The sequence below is a fragment of the Acinetobacter sp. TAC-1 genome (assembly GCF_029025845.1).
Lineage (GTDB): Bacteria > Pseudomonadota > Gammaproteobacteria > Pseudomonadales > Moraxellaceae > Acinetobacter > Acinetobacter guillouiae.
This window is the reverse complement of sequence record NZ_CP118892.1, coordinates 4,129,594-4,155,957: the sequence shown is the minus strand read 5'-3', so window position 1 is coordinate 4,155,957 and position 26,364 is coordinate 4,129,594. Positions and strand designations below refer to the sequence as shown.

Here is a 26,364-nt window from a genome sequence, read left to right as displayed (position 1 = left end):
GCAAACTTTTATTGATTAATTTTTAAACAAACAAACCCAGATGATGAATTGTGTAATGTCAGCAGTTTCAGTAGCTTGAGGCGTTACAAATGAGATTTATTAACACTTACATATTTTTTTACATGTTTTAAGTCTACATTTTAAGAATTGCTGATTACTATTCATGGCTTGTGAAAAGTTGTTATTGGTTTAAACAAGGTGGTTTGAATCAATTCAAAAGGGCAGTTTGAGGACAATGCATGATTTACGACCACAATGTTAATATGAATGAATACGTGAATCCCACGGTTCATATTCAGATTCGATCGGAAAATCAAAATAATAATTTTCGACCAGATGAATACTTAAAAAATAAAGCATTTGAAACTTTTAAAAATCAAACTGAAGCATTTAAGAAAGAAAGCTTAATCGATATTAGCAAATTTACTGAAAAACTTGTCAGTATGTCACGTAGTACTACTGCACATCGTTGTGCAAGATATGTGCGTATAGCGCTTGAATCAGCCGGTGCGCGTTTTTCCGATCATCCTGTTGCCGCTTCAGATTGGGGTTCGACTTTAACAGAGATTGGTTATAAGCAAATCCGTCCTGACTTTGATAATCCTCAAGAAGGTGATATTTATATCATCAACAGTACCAGTCGCCATCGTTATGGTCATATTGCTGGATTTACAGGTTCTCAATGGGTTTCTGATTTTAGACAACGTAGTTACGATGTGTATAAAGACCCAAATGTAACCTATGAATATTATCGTCTAGCTGCTTAGTTTCACAGTCAAAAGCATTTAATCTATTACGGATTATAAAGATAAAAAAGGAAGCTTTTGGAATGAAAGGCTTCCTTTTTTATTGCAATGCTTTTTTACTACAACACCTTTAGTCAAAACGTTTTGCGCGATTTTGATAAATTGACATGATAAATAGACCCAATGCAGCAAAGCCAACCGCTTGAATCGAGGTCAATATTTTATGTTGTGCGGGTAAAAAAGCCATTAAAAGCATAAGTGCAAGCAATGGGTAGATTGAAAATAAAATTTTAAAACCTTGAGCATAGACATTCTGTTGAGCAATTTTTAGCCCCAGCATTCTTAATAAATGCGTAGAGATTCCAATTGCTAAACATATCACGGTAAACGCTGGACTTAACTTCTCAATCGTGGCGCAATAATAAATTATCACACAGGTTAAGATTGAGATGATCACTTTCATTTCACGGCTACAGCGCGCTGAATACCAAAAATCTAACATTATTTAGACGCTTGTTCAGATGAGTTTTTATTGAGTAGCGAGAGTGGTGAAAAAATACAAACCGCTAGGGCCATAAAACCAATACCTTGAGCGCCTGGGATTAAAATTTCACCATTGTTCATATTTTTAAAAACCAATGCCAAAACTAAAGCCAGTGGAATCCAGGTCAATAAACGATAAAGAAATCCTGTTGGACGTTGGGCTGCAAAATGAACCTTACAGTAACGACAAATCAGAAAAATAATACCTGTACCTGCAAAAAGTAAAATATTATCAGGGGTTAGAGGCTGGTACCAATATAGTCCAATAGTGACCAGTGCCAATAAAATAAGGAAAATGAGCTTCTTTGCAACCGAGACTTTAGGATCAAACCAAAATTCAAGCATAGTGATTTCGTTTAAATTGAATAATGATAATTTAGCATAAAAAAGGTGAAGCTTAGCTTCACCTTTTTAAACTTAGCCCATAAGGCTTAAGTATTTTTTTGTGGACCCCAGTCAAAAATTTTCTTTTGGTAAGCGTACCAAATTAACCACAATCCAATCAGAATCATTGGGAATGAGAGGATTTGACCTTTGGTCATCCAGCCAAACAGGATATAACCTTGATCTGCATCAGGTTCACGGAAGAACTCCATAAAGAATCGAGCGCAGCCATAACCCATTAGAAAGATCGCAGATACGGCATAACGTGGGCGTGGTTTAGCACTATAGAACCATAGAATAAGGAACAGCAGCAGTCCTTCACACAGCGCTTGATAGAGCTGAGATGGATGACGAACCAAATGTAGTGGATCAGTCGGGAAGATCATACCTAGCGCAAAGTTAGGGTCAGAAACTTGGCGGCCATATAATTCACCACCAATGAAGTTACCAATTCGACCAAACATCAAGCCCGTCGGTACACAGGGTGCAATGAAGTCCAGTGTTTCAAACCAAGTTTTCTTATATTTATGACACCACAAAAGCATGGCGATCATTACGCCAAGGAAGCCCCCGTGGAAACTCATACCACCAGTCCAGACTTTAAATAGCCAGATAGGATCTGCTAAAAATTTGCCAAACTCGTAAAATAAGACATAACCAACACGACCACCGAGTACAACCCCAAGTGCCCCATAGAACACCAGATCTGAAACCATTTCAGAGTTCCAGTCAGCACGTTGTTTGGCGCGATAAGTGGCAAGGCCCCAAGCACATAAAAATGCCAAGAGATACATTAGCCCATACCAATGGACGTTGAGTGGACCCAGTGATATTGCAACTGGGTCAATATTCGGGTAGGTAAGCATTCCCAATCCTTGATTTTCTATTTTGCACAGATTTTAGCTGAAACATATTAAAAATGTTGTACATTCAATGTGTAAACTTCATGGAATGTATTTTATGTGTATTGTGGCATTGGCTTGGCAAGTTTTGGATGATTTACCTGTTTGTTTAATTTCAAATCGTGATGAATTCTACCATCGTCCAAGCACTCAATTACAGTCATGGTCGAACAGTCCGATTATTGCAGGGCAAGATTTGCAATCAGGCGGAACGTGGATGGGGGTCACACCACAGGGACGTTGGGCAGTGATTACCAATTATCGTGATGGTGCTGATAAACAAACTTATCCGACGACACGCGGCTATTTGATTCAAGCCTTTTTAGCGTCAGATCAAACACCGATTCGTTTTGCACAAGCACTGGAAAAGCAGCAAAGAGATTATGCTGGTTTTAACTTATTTGTGGGTGATCGACAGCAAGCTGTTTATATGAGTAATCGTGGTGAAGCCCCACAAGTATTATCCCAAGGTGTATTTGTCGTTTCAAACGGCTTGATGTCAGACGATTGGGAAAAAACTAAGCATTTACGTAAACGCTTTACCCAAGAATTTTTACCCATGCTGCAAGTTCCTGCTATCCCTGAACAAGATCTACAATTCGCTGTTTGGGATATTTTAGAAGATGAACGAAAAATTATTCCTGATTTACTGCCCAATACTGGAATTAATCCTGAGATGGAAGCGTTGTTGTCTTCAACATTTATTCAAAGTCCAATTTATGGGACACGCTGTTCCAACTTTTTAAGAATAAGCAGTACGCAGATTGATTGGATCGAAAAAACACAACAAGGTGAACATATGGGCGAGTTAGTCGAGATTAAGCGCGTTATTGAAAAATAAAAAGCCATAGCAACTTTCGTCACTATGGCTTTAAAAAAATAAATTTAGTTGATTAGCCAGCAATTACACCGCCATCTTTACGAGTAATGACGACCGTTGCAGAGCGTGGGCGAGCGGTCTTATTGCTTGGATCTTTTTGTGATGCAGGCCAGTTACTTGATGGCTTATCAAAGCTAGGTGAGTCTTCACCTGGATGCTGAACATTGATAAAAATGGCTTTGTAGTCGGGTGTCATGGTGACACCTGTGATTTCACATTGTTTTGGACCTGTTAGGAAGCGACGCAGGTTTTCATCAGTGACTTGTTTACCCACGATCGTTTCTTGCCCAGCAGATGTTATTGCTTTTGCACCATCACCGACTTTACCAGGCAGTGCAGCAAGCATCATACAGTTGGTGGTATCTGTATAAGCACCATCATCGGTTTGAATCCAAAGGACACCACGTGGGTCGAACCACATACCATCTGGCGAAGATAAATCATTGTTATCATTTAACCCAGATAAGTTGATGTTGCTGGCCATTTTTGCTTCAGCACCAAAGAGGTAGATATCCCAAGTAAAGCTTTCAGCTGTGGTTTTATTATCTTTTTCATGGAAGCGGATAATGTGACCATTTACATTGCCTTTACCGCCTTCTGGGTCGCTATAGTTTCGTGGATTTGCGGCGTCTAATGCATGTGCTGTACCACGGTTCGAGTTATTGGTTAGGGTGACATAGACTTCACCATTCTCAGGGTTCACCGCAACCCATTCTGGACGATCCATTTTGGTGGCTTTGACCGAATCACCAGCTAAACGTGCAAAAGTAGTGACATCGGCTTGAGATTTAAAAGGATAGACGGTATTGCTATCATTTAAACCGTTTTTACCATATGCCAATTCAATCCATTTACCTGTACCATCATTATTGAATTGCGCAACATATAGCTTGCCACTGTTCATATATTTATCGCCTGCGCGATAGCCACCATTGACATCTTTTGCATCCCACTTCGCATCAGATACAAATTTGTAGATATATTCGCCACGTGAGTCATCGCCCATATAGAAGGCCAGATTTTCCCCTTCGATTAAACGGCTTGAGCGACAGTCTTCATGTGCAAAGCGACCTAAAGATGTTCGTTTAACTGGGTTTGAACGACTATCGAATGGATCGATTTCAACAATCCAACCAAAGGTATTTGCGCCGTTGCGATAATCTTTGTCTGCTGAGTCAGCGGTAATAGAAGCGTTCCAACGGTCATATAAATCTTGGCTTTCGATTGCCCCAATCGCAGTTTCCCAGCCATAACGTGAGCTGGCACCATCTTTTAAACCATAGCGATTCAGTGCGATGATTTCAGCCGCACTACGTTTTGCATCGTCACCTTTATTACGCACAAAGTATCCAATAAAGTTTTCTTCTGTGGTGAGGTAAGTTCCCCAAGGTGTGTAACCATTACCACAGTTATTATGTGTGCCACGTGTTTGCTTTGCTGAGCTTGAATATTTGGTTTTCACCAAGTCTGAACCCGCAACTGTACCAGCAAAGTCCATGACTGTTGACGCTGTAATACGGCGATTAAATGGAGAGCTTTTAACAATCTCTACTTTTTGTGTGGTTGCATCTTTTTTTAATTCAATGATGGAAACACCGTGTGCATTAACTTCACGAATCACTTCATCTTCTGGGCGACGGCCATTTACTTTTGTTGCACCTTTAGGATGTAAGAAGGTTTGATTAATGTATTCATGGTTCATGACCAGTAAGCCACGGTTTGAGGCTTTCGCATCATATTTAGAGCTATTGGAATTTAAGCCAAAATAGCTCATACCATCATGACAATCGCCTGAACGCGCTGTAAAGCTGACCCCTGAAGGAACATTGTTATCATCCCAGTCAGGGATAGTCTGTGTTAATGGATCACCTAAAGCATAAAGGACATTTGCTTCATAACCAGCAGGAACAGTGACGATGTCATTGAGGTTTTTTGCAACAGGGTTAAAGGTGAATTTTTCTGGTTTTTTAACGGTCGTTGTTGGGGTTGAGTTATTGTCATCGTCGTCATTACAACCGACTAGGCTCGATGCTAAAGCGAGAGCCGCTGCACCGCTTGCTGTTTTTGTAATTAAACTACGACGAGAAATCCGTTGTTCTAAAATGTCACGGAAATGCGTGTTATTCGAAGTATTGTTATCTAACTCTTGATTTTCATGATATGGCGTGAGGTCTGTCATACGATTCCCTTTGGCTTTAAGTCTTGATTAAATGTGATTTTGATTCAGCTTAAAAACATACAGAACAAATGTGTAAGATCTCTTACTCTTATATTTAATATTGGTTAAATTTAATCTTATTTTAAGAAAGTAATAGGATTGTCATATTTGTATTTAGATAATTACTGTGCTGTTCAATTTCTATAAACATTGGGGTATGACTGATTGAGCATGGTATGTGCTTGGTGAATTGAATCAACAGGATTAACTTGTAGTTATTTTTTTAATAGAGATGTTTCATAAAGAGATTTTAAGAATAGGCTTCTTTTCTAAGCGCTTATTAAAAGCATAGATCAACAGAAAGTCCCCCTCATCCTAACCTTCTCCCGAGGGGAGAAGTGACTTTTAATCACAATATAATTCACTTAACCTGATCACTTTTGACTTGTGAAATAGATCTAATGTATTCGAATAAAAGGGCTGAAGATTAAGCGATAGACTTGTTTTTATAATTGTTTCTAAAAAAGAATTTAACACGCTTAAAAATAAAAAATGACCTCAAAAGAAGTCATTTAAATATTAAAAGCTTTTTTATTTTGATCCTTAAGCATCTACAGTTTTACGTTTTTCAATTACTTTACCCAGCAATAAACCCAGCTCAAATAGCATCCACATTGGAATTGCGAGCATGATCATTGAAATTGCATCAGGAGGGGTAATAAACATAGATACGAAGAAACATCCCACCACGATAAAGCGGCGCTTTTCAGCCAATGTTTTAGTGGTGACCAAGCCAACTAAAATTAACACTAAAGTAATAATTGGGATTTCAAAGGTCACACCAAAGACCAAAAATAATTTTAGACAGAAGCTTAAATAACTATTGATATCGGTCATTGGCGCGACGGTTTCTGGTGAAACACTGATAAAGAAATGCAGGATGGATGGCAATGCAATAAAATAAGCAAAAGCAATCCCTGAATAAAACAGCACAATACTGCCAAACAACAACGGAAATGCTAGATTTTTTTCTTTTTCGTATAATGCAGGTTTAATAAAAGCCCAAAGTTGATAGATGATAAAGGGCATCGCCAACATCAGCGCAATAAAGAAGTTTAACTTAAACGGCGCCATGAAGGTTGCTGTAACATCAGTTGCAATCATGGTTGAGGTTGCAGGTAATTGTTTTCTGAGTGGTTCTGATAACGCAATATAGGTCTTATTAGCAAATGGCAATAAACAAAAAAATATAGTGATGAGCGCGCCAACAATTTTAAATAAATGCTTACGTAACACCATCAGGTGTTGAGTAATCGGCATCGCATCTAAAGGCGGCGTCTCGGTAGACGAGGCATCATGTACTTGTGGTGCTAATGAGTCGCTCATACAGCCACCTTCAATTGCGGTACTTCTTTAACAAGAACAATTTGTGGTCGAGTTACAGTACAGTTTTGTTTATCTAACCAAGTCTTTGACATATAAATAGCGGGAACCGTAATATCAAGTTTATGATAAGTCGTATGAATTTTTTTATTGTCTGTTATTGCGAGATGACTTTCTTGTTCTACAGCAATTTTTTGTTGCTGTAACTCCTGCATCTGAGCCTGCATTTTTTGTTCAAGTTCTTGAATTTTTTGCATCTCTTGTTGCATTTGTTCTCTAAATTCAGAAAGACGTAATTCACGGTCGATGTCATTTTGGACACTACTAATTGCACGTTTAAATTTGCTATACCATTTGGCAGCAAAACGCGCAGCTTCAGGAAGTTTATCTGGTCCCAATACTAAGAGCGCAATGATCCCAAACACTAACAGTTCTGAAAATCCAACATCTAACATGATCTACGCCTCACCGATTATTAGTGTTTTACTGTAGAGTTCACATCAGTATTGCTTGTTTGATGTTCTAGGGTACGTGTTTCAGTCAGTGAAGCAGTTGTTGCCTCTTCTTCTTTAATTGATTTCTTAAAATCTTTGACGGCACCACCAACATCTTTACCTAAGTTTTTCAGCTTTGATGTACCAAATAGTAGAATCACAACAATTGCAAAAATAAGTACATGCCAAATCGATAATCCAGCCATAGTTTTAACTCCTATTTAATAACAGCTATAACAACAGTTATCCATGACAAAAAAGTGACACTAATATTTCAATTTAAAGACAGACAATATTTATAAATTATTTTGATATGTTCAACGTCATCTATATTTGGAAAATGCTAGTATGTTCATGATTTGAGAATAAGGTGTTGTATTGTGGCTTTGTTATTTCCAGTTTTATCATTTATCTGTGGGCTGATACTGGCGAATAGCAAATTTTCAGTAAACTTAAAATCATTCATGTCTTTGCTGCTGGCTCGATTATTTATCCCGATTGTGATTATTTACAATATGGTATTTTATAAATCGGGCAGTATTGCTTTAATCTTATTTGCTTTTTTCTCATGCTTTACGCTTTTCTTTATTTATCTCACGCTGTCTAAAGATCGTTTAGCTTCTTTGTGTTTTAGCTATACCAATATGGCATGGCTCGGCTTTCCGATTGCCTTGGCTATATTTGGTCCAGACAATAGTATGCTGATGATACCGCTCTATATCGGGGTTTCAATTTTTGGAAACTCTTGGGCTGTGACTTCGGTGAGCTCAGCTCCACAATCCAAACGATTGCTTATCAAAAAAGTATTGCAATCGCCACCTGTGATTGCCTTGATCATTGCCGGGATTTTACGTTGCTTTGATGTGCAACAGTTTCAGGCAAATGATTGGATTAATTGGATTTATACTCTGGCTAAATGGAGTATGAGTTTTACCGGTATGTGTGTATTGGGGATGTGGTTAAGAAAAACCAAAGTCCATATCGAGGACTTACTGTCCAGTACTAAGCTTGCAATATTAAAGTTAGTTTGTGGTGTTGTATTGTGTAGTCTGGCTTATTTCTTTTTACCGGTTCCACAGATCCATCAATATATTGGGGTGATGTTTTTACTGTTTTGTTTACCGCCAGCTGCCAATATTGTCGCATTGGAAACCCACTATCAAGGCACTGGAGTTTCAGCAAAATATATTGCTTCAGGAACGATAGTCAGTTGTGTGGTATGTGTTTTATATGGTGCGTTGATTCATTTTTTATAGTTTTATCGGTTTATTTTGCTTCGTTTTAGATAAGCTTTAGCGAGACTCATCGTATTCCTCCTTTGCTCAAAGGCGAGGAGGAATCTAACAAAATCGTATGATTTTAAACGGCTGGTTTTAACTGCTTATTTCAAGCTTGCTTTAAACAATTGCATCGCCTGACCACGATGGCTAATTTTGTTCTTTTCTTCTTTACTCATTTCTGCGCTTGAAATATTTAGCTCGGGTAGCCAGAACAGTGGGTCATAACCGAAACCATTTTCACCACGAGCTTGCTCGAGTACTTCACCTTGCCAGATCCCTTGGAAGATTTGTGGTAAAGGATCATCTGCATGTTCAACCAATGCCAATACACATACGAACATTGCTTCAATCGCTTGATCGTCTTGGCGTAAAGGCTTAAGGTTTTCCAGCAATTTTGCATTATTGGCTGCATCATCGCCATGTTCACCTGCATAACGTGCAGAGTAAATTCCAGGTGCTCCACCTAATACAGGAACGCAAATCCCAGAATCATCTGCAATCGCAGGTTTACCTGAAATACGGCTTGCATGACGTGCTTTGATAATTGCATTTTCAATAAAGCTTAAGCCATCTTCAATCGCGTCTTCGATATTCAATCGACCTTGAGGAATCACTTCAACGGGTAAAGCCAATTCAGCAAACAATTTTTCAAATTCAGCAATTTTGCCTTTGTTATTGCTTGCGAGTACCAGTGTTCCTTGTGATAACCAATCTTTTGATGACATGATGCAGACTCAAAATTTAAAATTGAGTTATTTTAACTTAATCTGTGTCATAAAATATGGCTAAATTCTCTTGTCCTTTACGCTTTACTGGATGCGTTTTGCTTTTGCGCTAATGCGTTTGTCCAACTCTTGTTTTAAATCGAGAACATCTTCATTTTTCATAAAACCTAGTCCAACATTGAGTTTCTGTTTGCTGTTATCTTTCATGATAAAAAGTAAATAGTATTGTCGATCAAGTAAGGTTTTTTTTAGCTCAACTTCATAGATCTCTGGTATTTTAATGTGTTTTTTAATTATCACTCGACCTTTAAAATCAATGCTTTTAATCATGTCTTGGGAGAGGGTTAAAATAGGACGTTGATTGCTAAACATCTGAATAGCTTTATTACTGAAAAAATAAGCAATGAAACCCAATGGCGTAACAAGAAATAGCGAAAAGAGACTTTTTAAGCCATTCTTCCATTCAAACATTTCCCAGATCAAAAGCACGGTCGCAGCCCAAAAGGGGCAGGCCAAAATTCCAGCAAAAATCGCCAAAGGAATCATTTGTTTGCGTGAAGCATAATATTTTTTCTTTTGCATATCTTTCCATACATAGAAGAACTCGATTTACTTCTCAAAAGCACAAGTGGTGCCTTGATGGAAAATCATTTGCCATATACCGTGATCATTCATAACCCAAATTGAACTGCGTAAAGCCACATTGTATTGAGCTTGAGTTGCCACATTGATTTGATGGCTTTGATAGGTCAGTAAAACGCTATGATCAGATAACGACTGAACTTGAAAATCCTGAGCTTGAATGATGTCGCTATCTGTATCGTTTAAAAGTGCTTCAATCATTTGGGCTTTATGCACAATCCACCCTGATTTGGTAATTTCTTTAAAATCTGGATGTAACCGTTGATCAAGTATTTGAAAGTTTTGACGATCACGATGATGCAACCCGCATTCATATTGAATTAATTGTTTGAATAGGTCTTGCATTGTTAACAGACCCTAAATTGGTAGTAGTAAAAAAAGCACCCGAAGGTGCTTTTATGATCGATGAGAATCAAATTATTGAGCTTGAATCCATTGATCTGCACGTTGTGTCGCAGTACGAATTTGGTCTTGAGTTAAGTTAGCAGCCAAAGCAGTTTTTTTGGTTTGCGACATGTTAATCACTTTATTGTCTAACATACCATCACGTGTAGAAAGCTCATACCACTGATAAGCGCCCATGTAGTTTTTCTTTTGCTCTTCCATCACCGCAAGATTAAAGCTTGCACGGTTATCGCCGTGGCTTGCTGCTTTTTCAAAGTATTGACGCGCAGATGTTTCGCTTTTAGAAACGCCTAAACCATCAGCATACATACGACCAACATTTAACTGAGCCGCAGAAATACCTTGGTCAGCCGCAGCTTTAAACCATGTAAATGCTTGTTTCAGGTCTTTAGATACACCGCCAGTACCAGCCTGGAAATGTGTTGCTAAATAAAATTGTGCAGCAGGTTGACCAGCTTTGGCTGCTTTTTGCAAATCTGTCACATTCATATGTGCATATTGCGCTGCCATTGCTGATACAGATTGTTGTTGCTGCGGTACATAGTCCGCATGGGCTTGAATACTCACTAGCCCAAAAAATAACGTACTGCCTAATAATAATTTCTTCATAGAGCGCTCACTCGATAAATAGCGACTTCGCCGAACAAATTCGGTATGGCTTTACTTAAAAAGCTACCTTGTTGGTTCCCATTTACAGCGAGTCGATCAATAATTTGAATCTGATTTTCAGCACATAATGCTTCAAAATCACGAAAGGTGCATAAGTGGATATTAGGTGTATTGTACCACATATACGGTAAGGCATCAGAAACAGGCATCTTGCCTTTCAGTGCAAGGAAAGACCGTGTTTTCCAATACGCAAAGTTAGGAAACGTAATAATTGCTTGTTTCCCCACACGCACCATATCGCGCAGAAGCACATCAGGTGCATCTACAGCTTGCAAAGCTTGTGCCATAACCACATAGTCAAAAGACTGGTCGGCAAAGCGTCCCAAACCGAGGTTTAAGTCTTGTTGTATAATATTTAACCCTTTGCTGACGGCAATTGCAATCTTTTCTTGATCGATTTCTAGCCCGTAAGCATGAATTTGCTGTTTTTTGCTCATTTGTGACAATAATTCGCCATCACCACAACCTAAATCGAGCACACTTGCACCAGCATTGATCCATTTTTCTGCAAGCTGTTGGTCAATACGCATTACAAAGCCTCCTTAGGTGTTGAATTAAGGTGTTCAATACCACCTAAAAATGCACGTAAGGATTTGACGTACAAGGGGATAGGGAATAGGAATGAGTCATGGCCCTGCTCAGCATCAATATCCAAATAACTCACAGGCTTTTGATTGGTAATCAATGCATTAACAATCTCTTGCGAACGTTCTGGGCTAAAACGCCAGTCTGTTGTAAATGACACCACTAAAAAACGGCATTTGGTATTAGATAATGCTTTCGTCAGTGACTGTTCATATTCACGTGATGGATCGAAATAATCCAAGGCTTTGGTCATGATCAGATAAGTATTGGCATCAAAGTTACGACTGAATTGTTCGCCTTGATAACGCAGATAGCTTTCAACTTGGAACTCAACATCGAAACCATACATAAACTTGCCTGATTTTAAATCACGGCCAAATTTTTGTTTCATGGCTTCTTCAGAAAGGTAGGTAATATGACCCACCATACGTGCCAAAATTAAGCCACGTTTTGGATAACTATCAAGTTCTAAATAGCGGCCATTGTGAAAATCTGGATCAGACAAAATAGACTGACGCGCTACTTCGTTAAATGCAATATTTTGTGCGGAAAGTTTTGGTGCGCTGGCAATGATGACACATTTTTGTAAACGGTCAGGATAATCCACTGACCATTGTAAAGCCTGCATGCCACCTAAAGAACCACCAATGATTGAATACCAAACATCTATCCCTAAGCGGTCAGAGAGGAGGGCTTGGGTTTTAACCCAATCACGTACAGTCACTAATGGAAAGTCGGGACCGTATGGGCGATTTTCATTTTCAGGGTTAGGTGAAGTGGGTCCCGTTGAGCCACTACAACCTCCAATATTGTTGAGTGCGACCACGAAAAACTTCGAGGTATCAATGGCTTTACCCGGCCCAATACATGCATCCCACCAGCCTGTTTTTTTATCGTCTTCATGGTGATAGCCAGCCGCATGATGATGCCCTGAAAGTGCATGGCAAATCAAAATTCCATTTGATTTATCTGCATTGAGCTCACCATAGGTTTCCACCATGATTTCATAGCGTGGCAATACTCGACCACACTCAAGCTCTAACGGTTCTTCAAATTCAAACTTTTGTGGAGTAACGAGCCCCACTGAATCAGCTGGAAAAGACACTGGAAATGTTCACCTTAAAATTTTAGAAGGTCGATAAATTACGGATATTAGAGATATCTAAGTCATCTGTATGGCTAATAAATTAATGATATTCCATGGTTTTCACAATAGCTTTTATCATTAAAGTTCACTTCAGGATGAGTGATAATGTCGAGTAGAGTCACAATGAGTGTTTTGACTTTGCTGAAGCTCAACGTATTCTTCTTTCGAAAAAAATAAAAAGCTTAAGCTTTATAAGAGAGCGATCTTGTCAAACTTTGCTTCTCATCGCCAAACGTGTTCACTACTCGCCAACACCAGTCTGACCTCAAACAATCATGGATAAAATTTTCACGTATCTTTTATCTATACATTATCTTTAAAAGATATAAAGCTGTTTGAAGTGATTGCTTGATAACATCAATAAATAAAAGAAAGGATACCACTAGGGGGCATCCTTTCTAAAGTCTTTTAATTGATATCGCTTATACAGCAGCAGCGATCACTTGTTCAGTACTTAAAACACCTTGGTCAATTAAACGATTGGTTGCCGCAATGATTGCTTCAATTGAAGAGGTGACGATATTGTCATGTACACCAGCACCGAATGCAGATTTACCTGTGCCTTGGACTTGAAGTTCGATCAATGCCAACGCTTTTGCATGTGCGCCTGAACTGATACTACGTTCTTCGTAGTTTAAGACATCAATTGGTAATTGAAGTGCATTTAAAATCGCAGAAATTGGACCATTCCCTTCACCACGTAAGCGCTGAGTTTCACCATTGATGACCACATCAAGCTCAATCACTTGGCTACCATTTTCATCTGACAATCTATAATTTTTCGCTGAATAATGTGCATCTTTTGCAGCAACATAGGTGTCTTTAAACAAGGTCCAAATTTGTTGAGCTGAAACTTCAACGCCTTCTTCATCTGCAACTTGTTGAACAATTTGTGAGAATTCAATTTGTAAGCGACGAGGTAAAACTACGTTATAGTTAGACTCTAATAAGTAAGCAATACCGCCTTTGCCCGACTGTGAGTTGACACGGATCACTGCATCATAATCACGACCTAAGTCTTTAGGGTCGATCGGTAAATAAGGCATATCCCAAATTTCTTCGTCTTTTTGGAACTCAAAGCCTTTTTTAATTGCATCTTGGTGAGAACCAGAGAAAGCAGTAAAGACCAAATCACCAGCATATGGGTGACGTGGATGTACAGGTAAACCAGTACATTCTTCTATTGTGGCAATAATTTCATTAATGTTTGAGAAATCTAACTCACATGCTACACCTTGTGTGTACATGTTTAATGCAATTGCAGCAACGTCAACGTTACCAGTACGTTCACCATTCCCAAATACACAACCTTCAACACGATCAGCACCAGCCATGATCGCTAACTCAGATGCTGCAATACCACAACCACGGTCATTGTGACAATGTACTGAAATAATCACACCATCACGACGTTGCAAATTACGATGCATCCATTCGATTTGGTCGGCATAGACATGCGGACCTGAAACCTCAACAGTTGCAGGTAAATTTAAAATGACTTTATTGTCAGGTGATGCTTCCCAAATTTCAGTCACTGCATCACAGACATCTTTAGCAACCTCTAATTCTGTTGCTGTAAAACATTCTGGGCTGTACTGAAAAATAAATTCAGTTTCAGGCTGTTTTGCTGCATATTCTTTTACTTTGCTTGCTGCATTGATGGCCAATTGTTTTGCACCATTGACATCAACATTCAATACTTTTTTACGGAAAGTGGGTGAGTTCGAGTTATAGATATGCACAATGGCACGTTTCGCATCTTGTAAGGCTTCAAAGGTACGTGCAATTAAATGATCACGCGCTTGCACCAAGACTTCGATATAAACGTCATCTGGAATATGACCTTCTTCAATCAACTTACGAGTGAAATCAAAATCAACTTGTGATGCTGAAGGAAAGCCAATTTCAATATGTTTAAAGCCGATTTTGACCAACATTTCGAACATTTTGAATTTTTGCTCAATGTTCATTGGCTCGAAAATCGCTTGGTTACCATCACGAAGGTCGGTACTCATCCAAATTGGCGCTTTATTGATTTCGTTATTTGGCCATTGACGGTCAGGCAAGTCTACACGTTGATACATGCGACGATATTTTTTACTTGGATCAGCCAACATCATGAGGGAACTCCTTGTGTAGTTGTTGTTGCTCGTCTCTTGGGTAAAGGCAACTTACTACAAATATAGATTGTGTCTATCTGTTCAATTTACAAGTGTTTTTAAGATGAAAACACAGTAAATTTTCATAAACTTATACGTGGGTAGCACGAGATAAATCTAAACACTGATAACTTACAAATGGTTTAACTTGAGATTAATTCTAAAACAATTATCTTGGAAATAATTTCCTTAATTTGCATAAAAAATATCAGTTGAGAGAAAAATTTCCTTTGAATGACTTAATCTTGAAAAATATATTCTTGATTGATTTCTTTTACGGTAGCTGTTCCCATTAATGCCATGGTAATTTCAAATTCTTCCTTTAAAATTTTAATCACATGGGCGACACCTAAAGCACCAGCAACAGAGAGCCCGTAGATCGCAGGACGGCCAATCAACACCGCAGATGCGCCTAAAGCCAATGCTTTAAATATATCGGTACCACGACGGATTCCACCATCTAAAAGCAAAGGAAAATCATGAGGAACAACGGCCTTAATTTTTGCTAAGGCGATCAATGGGGAAATACTGCTATTGAGTACTCGTCCACCATGATTGGAAACGATTAAGCCTTTTACGCCGATTTCGACTGCTTTTTTTGCATCGAGTGGATGTAGCACACCCTTTAAAATTACAGGCAAATGGCTATGGGCAATTATAAATTCGATATCTGCCCATTTGGGTGCAATTTGCATTAAACCGTTGAATACAGGGTGTTGATGCTCAGAAATTTCGGGTAGGGGAATGTGGGTGGGTGTATGGGGGTGTTGCATGCCTTCTGGCAGTTGAAAATTCACCCGACGTTCACGATCACGAATCCCTGTATGCGGTGAATCTACTGTAATCACAAGTGCTTTAAAATTTTGTTGTTCTGCGAGTCGAACTAAGGCCAATGATTTCTCACGATCACCTTGCCAATACAGTTGAAACCATTTCAAAGGGTTTTCTTGTTTTAAACTTCGCATATCAGTATTGGTGAAAGTGCTCAGTACAATATTACTTCCTAAAACTTCGGCCGCCAGTGCAGCCGCAGCTTCGCCGTCAGGGTGGAACAATTGTTGATGTCCAATCGGTGCAAGAAAAATTGGATGAGGAAATTTTTGTCCTAAAATTTCACATTCGGTCGAGCCTTGAGTTAAGTCATTGAGCAGTCTTGGAATCAGTTGAATATTTTTAAATTGTTGTAAGTTTTCTTGCACACTTTGCTCATCCATCGCCCCACCTTGCAAGTAGTGCCAAGTGTTTTCAGATAGATGCTGTTCTGCTTGTTTCTCGTAATCCGCAATGGTCTGTAAATATGCTGGAATCTGAGTGAGTGGTGCTTGGATTTTTTTACTCATTTATTGATTGTCCAAATTTATACAAAACACTTTCATTACAATAATGACTTGCAAGCTAAAATTTATAAATCACTCCATTCACGTAGAAGGTTGTGATAGATCCCTGTAAGACTAATCACTTGCTCATGTGTAGCAGATAGCTCGATGGTCAGCTTTTGAATATTTTGATCTAAGTCAAAGAGAATTCGTCGTTGCGCATCGGATGATACAAAGCTTTGTACCCAAAAGAACGAGGCAATACGTGCACCTTCAGTGACTGGGTTGACCTGATGTAAACTGGTAGAAGGATAGACAATTGCATCGCCAGCTGGAAGTTTTACTTCTTGTGTACCAAAAGTGTCTTCGATCACCAGTTCACCGCCATCATATTCATCGGGATTGGTGAGAAAAACAGTGCAAGACACATCAGTTCTTAAATACTGATTGAGTTGAGGATGACGGCGGATAGCATTATCAACATGCATCCCAAAGTTTCCGCCGTGTTGATAACAATTAAACAGCGGAGGTAAAAATGTTTTTGGAAGAGCCGCGCTAAAGAACAAAGGATTTGCATTAGCAGAATTTTGAATGATTTGTCCAAGTTCTAATGCTTGTTGAGAATCTTGAGCTAGTTGTAAATTATTTTTTAAATGCGCAGATTGATAGCCTGTTGTTACTTTTCCATCTGTCCACTCTGCTTGAGAAAGTGTCTGACGACAATGATTTAGTTCATCCAGACTAAGTAAATTTGGAATATGTAAAATCATGATTTTCTTCCCCAAAAAAGAAACAGCGCCTGATGAATCAGACGCTGAATTTTAACATAGATTGATTAAATCTTAGAACTTATAGTTGATGTTGAATACGCCTTTGCGACCCTCACCAGGCATTGCCCAACCATTGTTACGGATATGGCTATAGTACTTCTCATCACTTAAGTTTTGCCCCAATAATTGGAAACTTAAATCTTTGTTGTAGCTGTACGTTACAGAAGCATTGTGAATCACATAATCTTCAGACTTGACCTGCGGCACAAGATTATTCGTCGCTGAACGTGTGCTTAAATACATTTCACCTTGATAAGTTAAGCCATAGCCAGCTTGCCACTGATCATTGAATTGATACGTTGTCCATAAGCTGCCTGAAACTTTAGGTACATTGACCAATTTGTCACCTTTTTGGAAGTCAATATTCGGCGAACCATTGACTTTAGTTTGGTCATATTCTCCTTCCATATAAGCAGCACTAGCGGTGATGTTCCATTTTGGTGTAATTTCACCCGCTAAACCAAGTTCAACACCTTGGACATAGTTTTTACCATCTAATTTTGCATCTGGTTGTCCAGGTATATCATTGGTTACACGGACTTTATCTTGTTCATTGCGAAATACTGCGGCAGACACTAAGAAGTTAGGATTTGCTTGCCATTTTGCCCCCACTTCATAGGCAACTGCATTCTCAGGGTCTGTATTGCAAGAATTTGCTGTGATTGCATTGTTGGTAATAGTTTGAGAGCAGCCACCACTTGCAGTATTTTGTACTGGCTTTTGAGCATTAGCATAAGATAAATAAAGACTGGTTGCTGGTGTTGGTTTAAATGTCAAACCAGCATTATAGGAAATTAAATTATCAGACTGTTTATAGTTTTGACCACGCGTTACAGTTGCATTGGTTGTTGAAATAGTATCCGAACGATATTGACCGTCAGTATAATCATTACGCACACCAAGGTTAAGTAACCATTGTTCACCAAACTTTAAAGTATCAAACAAATACGCTGAATAAACATTTAAGTAGCCTTCAGCAACACCAGTTTTACGGAAGTTTGTTGGACCATGCCAAAAGTTATCTGGATTGTATACATCCATGTAAAGCGGGTTAGTAATAGAACTGCCTGCTGATGAACCATTTGAATTATATAAATAGCCAGCTGTGGTAATCGCATAGTCTTCACGACTAAAGCCTACCCCAGCAACAAGAGCATGATCGACAACGCCAGTTTTGAATTGCACATTGATGTTGGTGTCATTGGCAAATTGCTTATTATGGGTATCACGATAATAACCACGTGGGCCAGAAATATAATATGAACCCTTTGGAACAGTAATCGTGGTTGAACCAGAAGTTACATTACAATTTTTATAGCCAGTTTGGTTGGTATTGGTCAATGCTGTTGGTGATGTGCCATCTGCTAAACAGAATGTTCCTTGTGGTGCAGAAACAGTCGCTTTTTGTTGAATATCACTATAACGAGTAATGGAGTTCAGTTTTGCGTTGGGACTGATCTCGCTTTCTACTTTAAATGTGACAACCTGATTTTCAATATCTTGTTGATCTAAGTTGCTATAGCCATAGTTATTTTTATCTGAAATCCCTTTGACAGGTTTGCCATTATAGTAAGGCACGCCGTACTGTGGATCATTTTCATCTTTTTGATATAAGTACGATAAAGTTGCCTTCGTGGTATCACTGATTCCAAAAGTAACCGAAGGTGCAATTCCCCAACGTTTCATTTCTTCATCACGACCTGCATAGGTATTTTGATGTCCCATTACATTTAAACGAAATGCTAAATCTTCATCTACAACTTTATTAAAATCACCTGTAAAGCGTTTATAGCTATCTGAACCAAAACCTAAAGTAACTTCATTGCTGTCACGATTCTTAGGCGTTTTAGAGACTAAATTGACACCACCACTGATTTGTCCTACACCATTTTCAACAGAGTTCGCACCTTTGATGATTTCAACAGCTTCATAATTGAATAAATCAGAACGGTTAGTTAATGCTGCATCACGTAAGCCATCTACAGTTGTGTTATAGGTTGCATCATAACCCCGTAGGTTGATTTTATCGCCATAACCACCACCACCTTCGCCAGCACCAAAACTAATGCCTGGAGTTGTTGCAAGGGCTTGTTGTAGTGAAAGTAAGCCTTGATCTTTGAGTGCTTTTTCCGTGATGACCTGAACGGTTTTAGCTGTATCTAAAATGGTTTCTGTACGCTTAGTCGAGGATGTTTTTGCTGCTAAATATGCAGTATTTTGTTCTGCTCGAGCTTGAATCGTCGGGAGCTGTATAGTTGTATCTTCAGTTGCTGCAAAAGCTAGGTTGGGTAAAGCAATTGCAAGTGCAACTGTTTTAACTTTTTTGTTTTTTACAGAATTTTTTTGAGCCATTTTTTGCGTCCATCGCAGGTTGTGTCAAACTTAACCAATACTGCTCAGGAAACTTCATGACGCAATAATGGAGAAATTGTTAAGGTATGTAACTAGTGTTGCGAATTCTAATGATAATTATTTTCATTCACAATAAATAGTAAGTGAATATTCATACGGAAAAACTGTTTAATTCATTCAATATAATTAAAGAAAGCTATAGGAAATATGATTGATGGAGTTTGATCATATTGCTGAAATCTAAAGTATTTTTAATGATTGGTAAAAAGTAACTATTGGAAATTATAGAATTATTTTTTAGTAAGGGTTAATAACAATGAGATTTATCTTTAATAAAAGACACAACGAGCTAAATTATAGGTAAAAAATGGCCCCTATGAATAGGAGCCATTTCACTTTAATTTTTAAAGTATTAACTATTAATATTTAAAGTTAATTGATAATACAGCATTACGACCTTCTGCTTCTGCTGCATAGTGAGACGCATATGCTTTAGTGAAATAACGTTTGTCCGAAAGGTTGTTTACGTTTAATTGTAAATCAACATTTTTGTTTACGTTATAACGAGCCATTGCATCATAACGTACATAGCCAGGAACAAATTTAGTATTAGCTGCATCACCATAAACTTTGTCCATAGCAATTGCACCAACGCCTAAATTCAACTGTGGAAGCACTTGATAAGTTGTCCAAAGTGTTGCGGAGTTTTTCGCAACGTTTTGAACTTGATTACCATTTGTTGAGCTTGGTGAATAAGTTCCATCACTATTTTTTGTAAAGCCTGCATCTACGATTTCACTATCTAGATAGGTATAGCCAGCACTGATTGCCCATTTATTGGTAATATTACCGTTAGCACCTAATTCAATACCATCGACACGAGTTTCACCGATATTACGCGTAAAACCATCTGTATCTAAAGCACGTGTATTTTGTTTTTCAGTGCGGAAAATAGCAGCTGTTAAATTTAACTTATCGCCAAAAAGATCCCATTTTGTTCCAATTTCATAGGTTTTAACTTCTTCTGGTTTTAAGTTATTAATTGCACGTGCTTGTTCATCCGATGTATTACGACCAGGAACGCTGATTCCTTCAGAACCATCACCTGCATCTACACCGACAGGGTTCGCAGAAGTTGCATAGCTTAAGTAAATAGAACCATTATCGGCAGGCTTAAATGTCACACCCAATTGATAGTTAAAGAAATCATTGTCAGAGTTATAATGTGTCCCAGCTTTAATTGCTGTAGCACCTGAACCTGAATCTTGATTATATTTCATGTCCGTTTCGAATTTATCCCAACGGATACCAAGATCAAGTAACCACTGAGGCGTGATTTCAATATTGTCTAAAGCATAGATTGATTGTGTTTTAGAGGTAATATTGGTGACATTAGGATTGGCTTTTACATTGCCTAACCATGCATCATGAGAATTAGGGTTATTTAAGTCTGTACACCAGCCATTGGAATTTGTAAGTGAACATGCGTTATTTGCATTGTTATTACTTGGGCTGCCACCGATTTTTGATGTATTTGGATCAGTAACAATATTTGTTCCACGATCAGAATCTTGTTTAGAGTATTCTGCACCTACATTAAATTTATGTTTGAAAGCCCCCGTATTTAATTTACCTGTTAAAGCCAATTGATCAGTAAAACTGTCTGTGCTGGTAAGATTGGTGTTTACACGGCGCCAAACCTTTCCATTGACAATATTTCCTTGGCTGTCATCAGGTTGAGTCCATAAATAATTATTTTTTGATTTACTATAAACGGCCGTATTACTTAAAGTGAGGCTATCAGTAAGATCATGTTCTAACTTTAATGTACCACTTTGATTTTCTTGTTTTTGGAAATCACGATCTAACCAACCATAATAAATACCTTGCTTAACATCGACAGGCTTACCTACTGTTGCTTTTTTAGTTGTATCATACTGATATGGCACACCAGAATCTGGTGTATCGTCTGACTTTAAGTAGTAGTAACTTAACGTTGCACGAGTCGCTGTATCCAAGCCAAAAGTAATACTTGGCGCAATACCAGCACGTTTATATTCAGTGCCATCTTCTTGACCAGCCTTTTCATTATGATGCCCCATCACAGCGACACGAGCAGCAATCCCATTGCCAAAATCTTTATTGCCATCTAGGGTAATACGTTGGTAGTTATCTGTACCACCTGCAACAGAACCTTCTAAAAAGTCTCCTTTTTTAGCGACCTTAGAAATCATATTGATGCTACCACCTGAAGTTCCAGCACCACCCATCGCTGAAGCAGAACCTTTAGTGACTTCTACTTGTTCGATAGCAAACATTTCACGGTTTTGAGAAGTTGAGTTACGAACTCCATCAATATACATAGAACTTTCAGAGTTATAACCACGAATAAATGGACGATCACCATTTGGGTTACCGCCTTCACCAGCGCCTAATGTAATCCCGGGAACTGTACGAAGTGCATCTGCAAGTGTTGTCACTTGAGTATCTTCAATCAATTGTTTTGAAATTACAGTTACAGATTTAGGTGTATCCAAAAGCGGGGCAACAAATTTTGTATTGGCAGACTGATCTACTTTTAAACTTTGTTCAGTCGTTGCTTGTGCTTTAATTGTTGGTAATTTTGCGATTTCGTCTTGAGCGATGGCTGATGTTGCAATAACTGAAAGTGAAGATGCGATTGCTGTAGAAACAATCTTTTTGCGTGATTTGATAAAAGACATACGTGAACTCACAAAGAGTAGTGTAAATTTGTATGCGAATAATAATGATTCTTATTGTTTATTGCATCTGTTTGAAATTGAAATTGTCGATGGTTTTAAATGTTTATGATGAGAAAACGAATTAAAAATGTATTGAAATTTCACTTAACTTTTTGAATTTTATTTATTTAATTTTAATTGTAGATATTTCAAAATGTAAATAAATTTATTCTAATGTCACTAACGTATTTGAATTTGGTAAATTTATATAAAAATACAAAATTTTTATTTTGTCATTGAGCCGAAGATAATTTATTAAAAAAAGCGCCACAATGAGAAAATCAGTGATCGAAATAAAATGATTTACACAGGTGTTTTGTATATATTCAAATGTTGTCATATAATGTGGCACTTTTTGAAAAACTGTAATTATTAAATTCTATCGAGGAAGCCATGCAAGTAACTTCTGAAGCGGTTTCGGGCGTTGCCCGTCGTTTAAATGTATCTGTACCGACGAGCCGTATTAACGAGCAGTTTGAAGCTCGCTTGAAACGCACTGCCAAAACTGTGAAGATCAACGGCTTCCGTCAAGGTAAAGTGCCAGTAAACGTTGTACGTCGTGAATACGGCGCTGGTATTTACCAAGAAGTTGTAAACGACATCATTCGTGACACAGTATTTGAAGCAATTCAACAAGAAAAAATCAACGCTGTTGGTATGCCAAACATCGACAAAGTTGAAAACAAAGATGATGCTTTAGTTTATCAAGCTACAGTTGAAGTTTATCCTGAAGTTGAAGCTAAATTTGAAGGTCTTGAAGTATCACGTAAATCATCTGAAGTAACAGATAAAGACGTTGATGCAATGCTTGAAAATCTTCAAAAGCAACGCGCTGAATGGACTGAAACTAAAGGCATGGCTAAAAAAGACATGCAAGTAACTTTCGATTTTGAAGGTACTGTTGATGGTGAGAAGTTTGAAGGCGGTGCTGCTGAAGACTTTAAACTTGTTTTAGGTTCTGGTCGTATGATCCCTGGCTTCGAAGACGGTATCGTTGGTATGAAGAAAGGCGAAGAGAAAGTGATTGATGTAACTTTCCCTGAAGACTACCAAGCTGAAAACTTAGCAGGTAAAGCGGCTCAATTCAAAATCACAGTTAAACTTGTTGAAAAACAAAAACTTCCTGAAATTGATGCTGAATTCCTTAAAATCTTCGGTTTAACTGAAGAAGAAGGCGTTGAGAAATTAAAAGCTGACGTTCGCAAAAACATGGAACGTGAAGTAAAAAATGGCCTACGTAACCAAGTAAAAGGTGCAACTTTTGATGCACTTGTTGCTGCAAATGACGTAGAAGTTCCTGAATCTATGTTGGCTCAAGAAATTGATCGTCAACGTCAACAAATGATTCAACAATTTACTCAACAGTTTGGTGCTCAAGGTGCTAAAGCATTTGACAGCAGCATGCTTCCTGATGAATTGTTCAAAGAACAAGCTGAAAAAGCAGTTAAACTTGGTGTATTGGTAAGCAAAGTATTGGCTGATGCTAAACTTGAAGTAGACCAATCACGTGTTGATGCTTATATCGAAGATATGGCTTCTTCTTATGAAGATCCGACTGAAGTGATCGAATATTTCAAAACTGATAAGCAACAACGTGCTCAAATCGAAGGCGTAGTGTTAGAAGATCAAGTTGTTGATCATATCTTAGCTGCTGCTAAAGTAACTGATGAAGTTGTTAGCTATCAAGATTTGTTAAAAGAGCAACAAGCGCGCCAACAAGGCTAAGTTGTTTGATCTAAAAAAAGGCGCTTTGGCGCCTTTTTTTATGAGCTTAAACATGGATTTAATCATTCCATTCACAATACTTATGCAAAAAATATCTGATATTAAGTTGGGAATATTTTGCATTTTCAGCAATTATCCCTCATATTGTGAACATGAGTGAAGTAACAAGAATTCAGGAATAAATAACGTATGTACGTTCCATCAATTGAAAGCGCTTTGGTGCCAGTAGTCGTAGAACAATCTTCACGTGGTGAGCGTTCTTTCGATATTTTTTCACGTCTTTTACGTGAACGTGTGATTTTTTTAACTGGTGAAGTTGAAGACAACATGGCGAATCTTATTGTCGCGCAAATGTTGTTTTTAGAAGCTGAAAATCCAGATAAAGATATCCATTTATATATCAATTCACCTGGTGGTTCAGTGACTGCGGGTATGGCAATTTACGATACGATGCAATTTATTAAGCCTGATGTAGTGACCTATTGTATGGGTCAAGCTGCATCTATGGGGGCTTTCTTATTAAATGCTGGTGCAAAAGGTAAGCGTTATTGCTTGGAAAATGCGCGTGTGATGATTCACCAACCATTGGGTGGTTTCCGTGGTCAAGCATCGGATATTGAAATTCATGCACGTGAAATTTTATTCATCAAAGAACGTTTAAATCGTTTAATGGCTGAACATAGTGGTCAAGATTACGAAACTGTCGCTAAAGATACAGATCGTGATAATTTTATGACTGCACAGCAAGCAAAAGAATATGGTTTAGTGGATCAGGTATTAAGTAAACGACCTCAAGACTAAACATTTATAGATAAGATTTAAGAATTTGGAGTGAAAATGTCCGATCTTCCTCAAGGACAAAAGCATTGTTCATTTTGCGGTAAAACGCAGTCTGAAGTCGGTAAGCTGATCGCAGGCGAGGACGCATATATTTGTAATGAATGCGTGGATGTGTGCTTAGACTTAGTGCAAACGAGTCAACAGGTGGAAACAGGCGATTGGGCAACACGCCCATTGCCAAAACCACATGAAATTCGTGCGGCTTTGGACCAGTATGTAATTGGTCAAGACACAGCAAAGAAAACACTTTCAGTTGCAGTGTATAACCATTACAAACGTTTAAAAGTATCTCAAACAGGGCATAAGCCTAAAGATGCCGTTGAAATTGCTAAAAGTAATATTTTGCTGATTGGACCGACAGGTTCAGGTAAAACATTGCTGGCACAAACACTTGCACGTTTGCTTGATGTACCTTTTGCAATGGCTGATGCAACAACTTTGACCGAAGCTGGTTATGTTGGTGAAGATGTTGAAAACATTATTCAGAAACTTTTGCAAAAAGCGGATTACGATGTAGAAAAAGCACAAAAGGGCATTATCTACATTGATGAAATTGACAAGATTACCCGTAAATCTGAAAACCCTTCGATTACACGTGATGTGTCTGGCGAGGGCGTGCAACAAGCATTGTTGAAAATGATTGAAGGTACGGTTGCGTCAATTCCGCCTCAAGGTGGACGTAAACATCCACAGCAAGAGTTTATTCAAGTTGATACTGCAAATATCTTGTTTATCTGTGGTGGTGCATTCTCTGGTCTTGAAAAAGTTGTGCAACAACGTCAAGAAAAAGGTGGCATTGGCTTCACCGCAGACGTAAAGAATAAAGACGATAGTAAGAAATTATCTGAATTATTCCGTCAAGTTGAAGCTGCAGATTTGGTGAAATTTGGTTTAATTCCAGAGTTCATTGGTCGTTTACCTGTGATTGCAACACTTGAAGAGCTTGATCAAGAAGCCTTGATGCAGATTTTAACAGAACCAAAAAATGCATTAACGCGTCAGTATCAATATCTTTTTGAGATGGAAAATGTAGACCTTCTTTTTGAAGACTCTGCTTTACGTGCGATCGCGAAAAAAGCGTTAGAGCGTAATACAGGTGCGCGTGGTCTGCGTTCTATTTTAGAAAATGTATTGCTTGAAACCATGTATGACTTACCAAGTCGTTCAGACATTGGTACTGTGATTATCAATGAAGCGGTGATTAACGATAAAGCTGCACCAGAGTTCAAATCTGAACGTCAACCAAAGCATGAAAATACTGAAGTTGAAAAAGTAGATTTGAAGGTGTTGGATACAAAATCAGCTTAAAAGCTGGATTCTGATACATCCTCAGTGCAATTCATCTGAAACGTGCAAGTAGCTTGACTATTTGCACGTTTTTTATTTTTAAATGGTCATTGAAATGTTAAGCTGGCTGTAGACAATAGGGTTTATTAA

Annotated in this window: 24 protein-coding genes; 6 read left to right on the top strand and 18 right to left on the bottom strand. The window is 38.3% G+C overall.

Going from position 1 to position 26,364, the window contains the following annotated elements; all coding sequences use genetic code 11:
• Positions 1-239 precede the first annotated feature (239 nt).
• Complete coding sequence (locus PYV58_RS19360; RefSeq protein WP_004726489.1) at positions 240-767, top strand: hypothetical protein; 528 nt, start codon at positions 240-242, stop codon at positions 765-767.
• Between the two features lie 109 nt (positions 768-876).
• Here the strand turns inward: PYV58_RS19360 and PYV58_RS19355 are convergent, their stop codons facing one another.
• The 3 genes from PYV58_RS19355 to lgt all read right to left on the bottom strand — a co-directional run bounded on the left by PYV58_RS19355 (position 877) and on the right by lgt (position 2,539).
• On the bottom strand, positions 877-1,248 hold the full coding sequence (locus tag PYV58_RS19355) for a hypothetical protein (RefSeq protein ID WP_034609680.1): 372 nt from the start codon (positions 1,246-1,248) through the stop codon (positions 877-879).
• Entirely contained in the window at positions 1,248-1,634 is a 387-nt protein-coding gene (locus PYV58_RS19350; RefSeq protein ID WP_034609682.1) for a hypothetical protein, read from the bottom strand. The genes PYV58_RS19355 and PYV58_RS19350 overlap by 1 nt, the downstream gene beginning before the upstream one ends.
• Before the next feature lie 86 nt (positions 1,635-1,720).
• Positions 1,721-2,539, bottom strand: coding sequence for a prolipoprotein diacylglyceryl transferase (lgt, locus tag PYV58_RS19345; protein ID WP_034609684.1), 819 nt, complete (start codon positions 2,537-2,539; stop codon positions 1,721-1,723).
• 94 nt (positions 2,540-2,633) lie between these two features.
• Here lgt and PYV58_RS19340 point away from each other — a divergent pair, with 94 nt between their 5' ends.
• Entirely contained in the window at positions 2,634-3,416 is a 783-nt protein-coding gene (locus PYV58_RS19340; protein ID WP_034609687.1) for an NRDE family protein, read from the top strand.
• A gap of 52 nt (positions 3,417-3,468) precedes the next feature.
• Here PYV58_RS19340 and PYV58_RS19335 read toward each other — a convergent pair whose 3' ends face one another.
• From PYV58_RS19335 to tatA, 4 genes are all read right to left on the bottom strand, one after another.
• Complete coding sequence (locus PYV58_RS19335; protein ID WP_034609689.1) at positions 3,469-5,634, bottom strand: PhoX family phosphatase; 2,166 nt, start codon at positions 5,632-5,634, stop codon at positions 3,469-3,471.
• Between the two features lie 582 nt (positions 5,635-6,216).
• On the bottom strand, positions 6,217-6,999 hold the full coding sequence (gene tatC, locus PYV58_RS19330) for a twin-arginine translocase subunit TatC (protein WP_034609692.1): 783 nt from the start codon (positions 6,997-6,999) through the stop codon (positions 6,217-6,219).
• The gene (gene tatB / locus PYV58_RS19325; protein ID WP_004818879.1) at positions 6,996-7,451 is read right to left on the bottom strand and encodes a Sec-independent protein translocase protein TatB; all 456 of its coding nucleotides are present in this window, start codon (positions 7,449-7,451) and stop codon (positions 6,996-6,998) included. The genes tatC and tatB overlap by 4 nt, the downstream gene beginning before the upstream one ends.
• A 20-nt stretch (positions 7,452-7,471) precedes the next feature.
• Positions 7,472-7,696: a Sec-independent protein translocase subunit TatA gene (tatA, locus tag PYV58_RS19320; RefSeq protein WP_004726505.1), complete on the bottom strand. Its 225-nt coding sequence runs from the start codon at positions 7,694-7,696 to the stop codon at positions 7,472-7,474.
• A 174-nt stretch (positions 7,697-7,870) separates the two neighbouring features.
• On the opposite strand from tatA, the gene PYV58_RS19315 reads away from it, so the two are divergent.
• Positions 7,871-8,746 carry a permease gene (locus tag PYV58_RS19315; protein ID WP_034609718.1) on the top strand — a complete coding sequence of 292 codons (876 nt, stop codon included), beginning with the start codon at positions 7,871-7,873 and terminating at the stop codon, positions 8,744-8,746.
• Between the two features lie 125 nt (positions 8,747-8,871).
• On the opposite strand, the gene rdgB is transcribed toward PYV58_RS19315, so the two are convergent.
• The 11 genes from rdgB to PYV58_RS19260 all read right to left on the bottom strand — a co-directional run bounded on the left by rdgB (position 8,872) and on the right by PYV58_RS19260 (position 22,323).
• Complete coding sequence (gene rdgB / locus PYV58_RS19310; RefSeq protein ID WP_034609719.1) at positions 8,872-9,495, bottom strand: RdgB/HAM1 family non-canonical purine NTP pyrophosphatase; 624 nt, start codon at positions 9,493-9,495, stop codon at positions 8,872-8,874.
• A gap of 84 nt (positions 9,496-9,579) precedes the next feature.
• Positions 9,580-10,077 carry a hypothetical protein gene (locus tag PYV58_RS19305; protein ID WP_034609720.1) on the bottom strand — a complete coding sequence of 166 codons (498 nt, stop codon included), beginning with the start codon at positions 10,075-10,077 and terminating at the stop codon, positions 9,580-9,582.
• Between the two features lie 27 nt (positions 10,078-10,104).
• On the bottom strand, positions 10,105-10,482 hold the full coding sequence (locus PYV58_RS19300; RefSeq protein ID WP_034609728.1) for a DUF4440 domain-containing protein: 378 nt from the start codon (positions 10,480-10,482) through the stop codon (positions 10,105-10,107).
• A 72-nt stretch (positions 10,483-10,554) separates the two neighbouring features.
• Positions 10,555-11,151, bottom strand: coding sequence for a tetratricopeptide repeat protein (locus tag PYV58_RS19295; protein ID WP_004726515.1), 597 nt, complete (start codon positions 11,149-11,151; stop codon positions 10,555-10,557).
• Positions 11,148-11,741, bottom strand: a complete 594-nt coding sequence (metW, locus tag PYV58_RS19290; RefSeq protein WP_004726517.1) for a methionine biosynthesis protein MetW — start codon at positions 11,739-11,741, stop codon at positions 11,148-11,150. Before metW ends, PYV58_RS19295 begins: the two co-directional genes overlap by 4 nt.
• Positions 11,741-12,901 carry a homoserine O-acetyltransferase gene (locus tag PYV58_RS19285; RefSeq protein ID WP_004726519.1) on the bottom strand — a complete coding sequence of 387 codons (1,161 nt, stop codon included), beginning with the start codon at positions 12,899-12,901 and terminating at the stop codon, positions 11,741-11,743. Before PYV58_RS19285 ends, metW begins: the two co-directional genes overlap by 1 nt.
• Positions 12,902-13,365: 464 nt before the next feature.
• A complete protein-coding gene (gene leuA, locus PYV58_RS19280) occupies positions 13,366-15,063 on the bottom strand; it encodes a 2-isopropylmalate synthase (RefSeq protein ID WP_034609729.1) in 1,698 nt (565 codons plus the stop codon).
• 278 nt (positions 15,064-15,341) lie between these two features.
• Positions 15,342-16,442, bottom strand: a complete 1,101-nt coding sequence (locus tag PYV58_RS19275; RefSeq protein WP_034609730.1) for an alpha-hydroxy acid oxidase — start codon at positions 16,440-16,442, stop codon at positions 15,342-15,344.
• Between the two features lie 62 nt (positions 16,443-16,504).
• Complete coding sequence (locus PYV58_RS19270; protein ID WP_034609731.1) at positions 16,505-17,188, bottom strand: Fe2+-dependent dioxygenase; 684 nt, start codon at positions 17,186-17,188, stop codon at positions 16,505-16,507.
• A 72-nt stretch (positions 17,189-17,260) separates the two neighbouring features.
• Complete coding sequence (locus PYV58_RS19265; protein WP_034609733.1) at positions 17,261-19,600, bottom strand: TonB-dependent receptor; 2,340 nt, start codon at positions 19,598-19,600, stop codon at positions 17,261-17,263.
• Between the two features lie 419 nt (positions 19,601-20,019).
• Complete coding sequence (locus tag PYV58_RS19260) at positions 20,020-22,323, bottom strand: TonB-dependent siderophore receptor (RefSeq protein WP_034609734.1); 2,304 nt, start codon at positions 22,321-22,323, stop codon at positions 20,020-20,022.
• A 432-nt stretch (positions 22,324-22,755) separates the two neighbouring features.
• Between PYV58_RS19260 and tig the strand changes: the two genes are divergently transcribed.
• From tig to clpX, 3 genes are all read left to right on the top strand, one after another.
• Positions 22,756-24,087 carry a trigger factor gene (tig, locus tag PYV58_RS19255; protein WP_004726530.1) on the top strand — a complete coding sequence of 444 codons (1,332 nt, stop codon included), beginning with the start codon at positions 22,756-22,758 and terminating at the stop codon, positions 24,085-24,087.
• A gap of 189 nt (positions 24,088-24,276) precedes the next feature.
• The gene (gene clpP, locus PYV58_RS19250) at positions 24,277-24,888 is read left to right on the top strand and encodes an ATP-dependent Clp endopeptidase proteolytic subunit ClpP (protein ID WP_004726532.1); all 612 of its coding nucleotides are present in this window, start codon (positions 24,277-24,279) and stop codon (positions 24,886-24,888) included.
• 36 nt (positions 24,889-24,924) lie between these two features.
• Positions 24,925-26,235: an ATP-dependent Clp protease ATP-binding subunit ClpX gene (clpX, locus tag PYV58_RS19245; RefSeq protein ID WP_275059648.1), complete on the top strand. Its 1,311-nt coding sequence runs from the start codon at positions 24,925-24,927 to the stop codon at positions 26,233-26,235.
• The last annotated feature ends 129 nt before the right edge of the window (positions 26,236-26,364 follow it).

Coding starts and splice junctions, on each gene's coding strand:
- PYV58_RS19260 (WP_034609734.1), bottom strand. CDS start 22,323: ATGTCTTTTATCAAATCACGCAAAAAGATTGTTTCTACAGCAATCGCA.
- PYV58_RS19340 (WP_034609687.1), top strand. CDS start 2,634: ATGTGTATTGTGGCATTGGCTTGGCAAGTTTTGGATGATTTACCTGTT.
- lgt (WP_034609684.1), bottom strand. CDS start 2,539: ATGCTTACCTACCCGAATATTGACCCAGTTGCAATATCACTGGGTCCA.
- PYV58_RS19305 (WP_034609720.1), bottom strand. CDS start 10,077: ATGCAAAAGAAAAAATATTATGCTTCACGCAAACAAATGATTCCTTTG.
- tig (WP_004726530.1), top strand. CDS start 22,756: ATGCAAGTAACTTCTGAAGCGGTTTCGGGCGTTGCCCGTCGTTTAAAT.
- PYV58_RS19350 (WP_034609682.1), bottom strand. CDS start 1,634: ATGCTTGAATTTTGGTTTGATCCTAAAGTCTCGGTTGCAAAGAAGCTC.
- tatB (WP_004818879.1), bottom strand. CDS start 7,451: ATGTTAGATGTTGGATTTTCAGAACTGTTAGTGTTTGGGATCATTGCG.
- PYV58_RS19360 (WP_004726489.1), top strand. CDS start 240: ATGATTTACGACCACAATGTTAATATGAATGAATACGTGAATCCCACG.
- leuA (WP_034609729.1), bottom strand. CDS start 15,063: ATGATGTTGGCTGATCCAAGTAAAAAATATCGTCGCATGTATCAACGT.
- PYV58_RS19270 (WP_034609731.1), bottom strand. CDS start 17,188: ATGATTTTACATATTCCAAATTTACTTAGTCTGGATGAACTAAATCAT.
- PYV58_RS19275 (WP_034609730.1), bottom strand. CDS start 16,442: ATGAGTAAAAAAATCCAAGCACCACTCACTCAGATTCCAGCATATTTA.
- PYV58_RS19300 (WP_034609728.1), bottom strand. CDS start 10,482: ATGCAAGACCTATTCAAACAATTAATTCAATATGAATGCGGGTTGCAT.
- rdgB (WP_034609719.1), bottom strand. CDS start 9,495: ATGTCATCAAAAGATTGGTTATCACAAGGAACACTGGTACTCGCAAGC.
- clpP (WP_004726532.1), top strand. CDS start 24,277: ATGTACGTTCCATCAATTGAAAGCGCTTTGGTGCCAGTAGTCGTAGAA.
- tatC (WP_034609692.1), bottom strand. CDS start 6,999: ATGAGCGACTCATTAGCACCACAAGTACATGATGCCTCGTCTACCGAG.
- PYV58_RS19265 (WP_034609733.1), bottom strand. CDS start 19,600: ATGGCTCAAAAAAATTCTGTAAAAAACAAAAAAGTTAAAACAGTTGCA.
- PYV58_RS19355 (WP_034609680.1), bottom strand. CDS start 1,248: ATGTTAGATTTTTGGTATTCAGCGCGCTGTAGCCGTGAAATGAAAGTG.
- metW (WP_004726517.1), bottom strand. CDS start 11,741: ATGCGTATTGACCAACAGCTTGCAGAAAAATGGATCAATGCTGGTGCA.
- clpX (WP_275059648.1), top strand. CDS start 24,925: ATGTCCGATCTTCCTCAAGGACAAAAGCATTGTTCATTTTGCGGTAAA.
- tatA (WP_004726505.1), bottom strand. CDS start 7,696: ATGGCTGGATTATCGATTTGGCATGTACTTATTTTTGCAATTGTTGTG.
- PYV58_RS19295 (WP_004726515.1), bottom strand. CDS start 11,151: ATGAAGAAATTATTATTAGGCAGTACGTTATTTTTTGGGCTAGTGAGT.
- PYV58_RS19335 (WP_034609689.1), bottom strand. CDS start 5,634: ATGACAGACCTCACGCCATATCATGAAAATCAAGAGTTAGATAACAAT.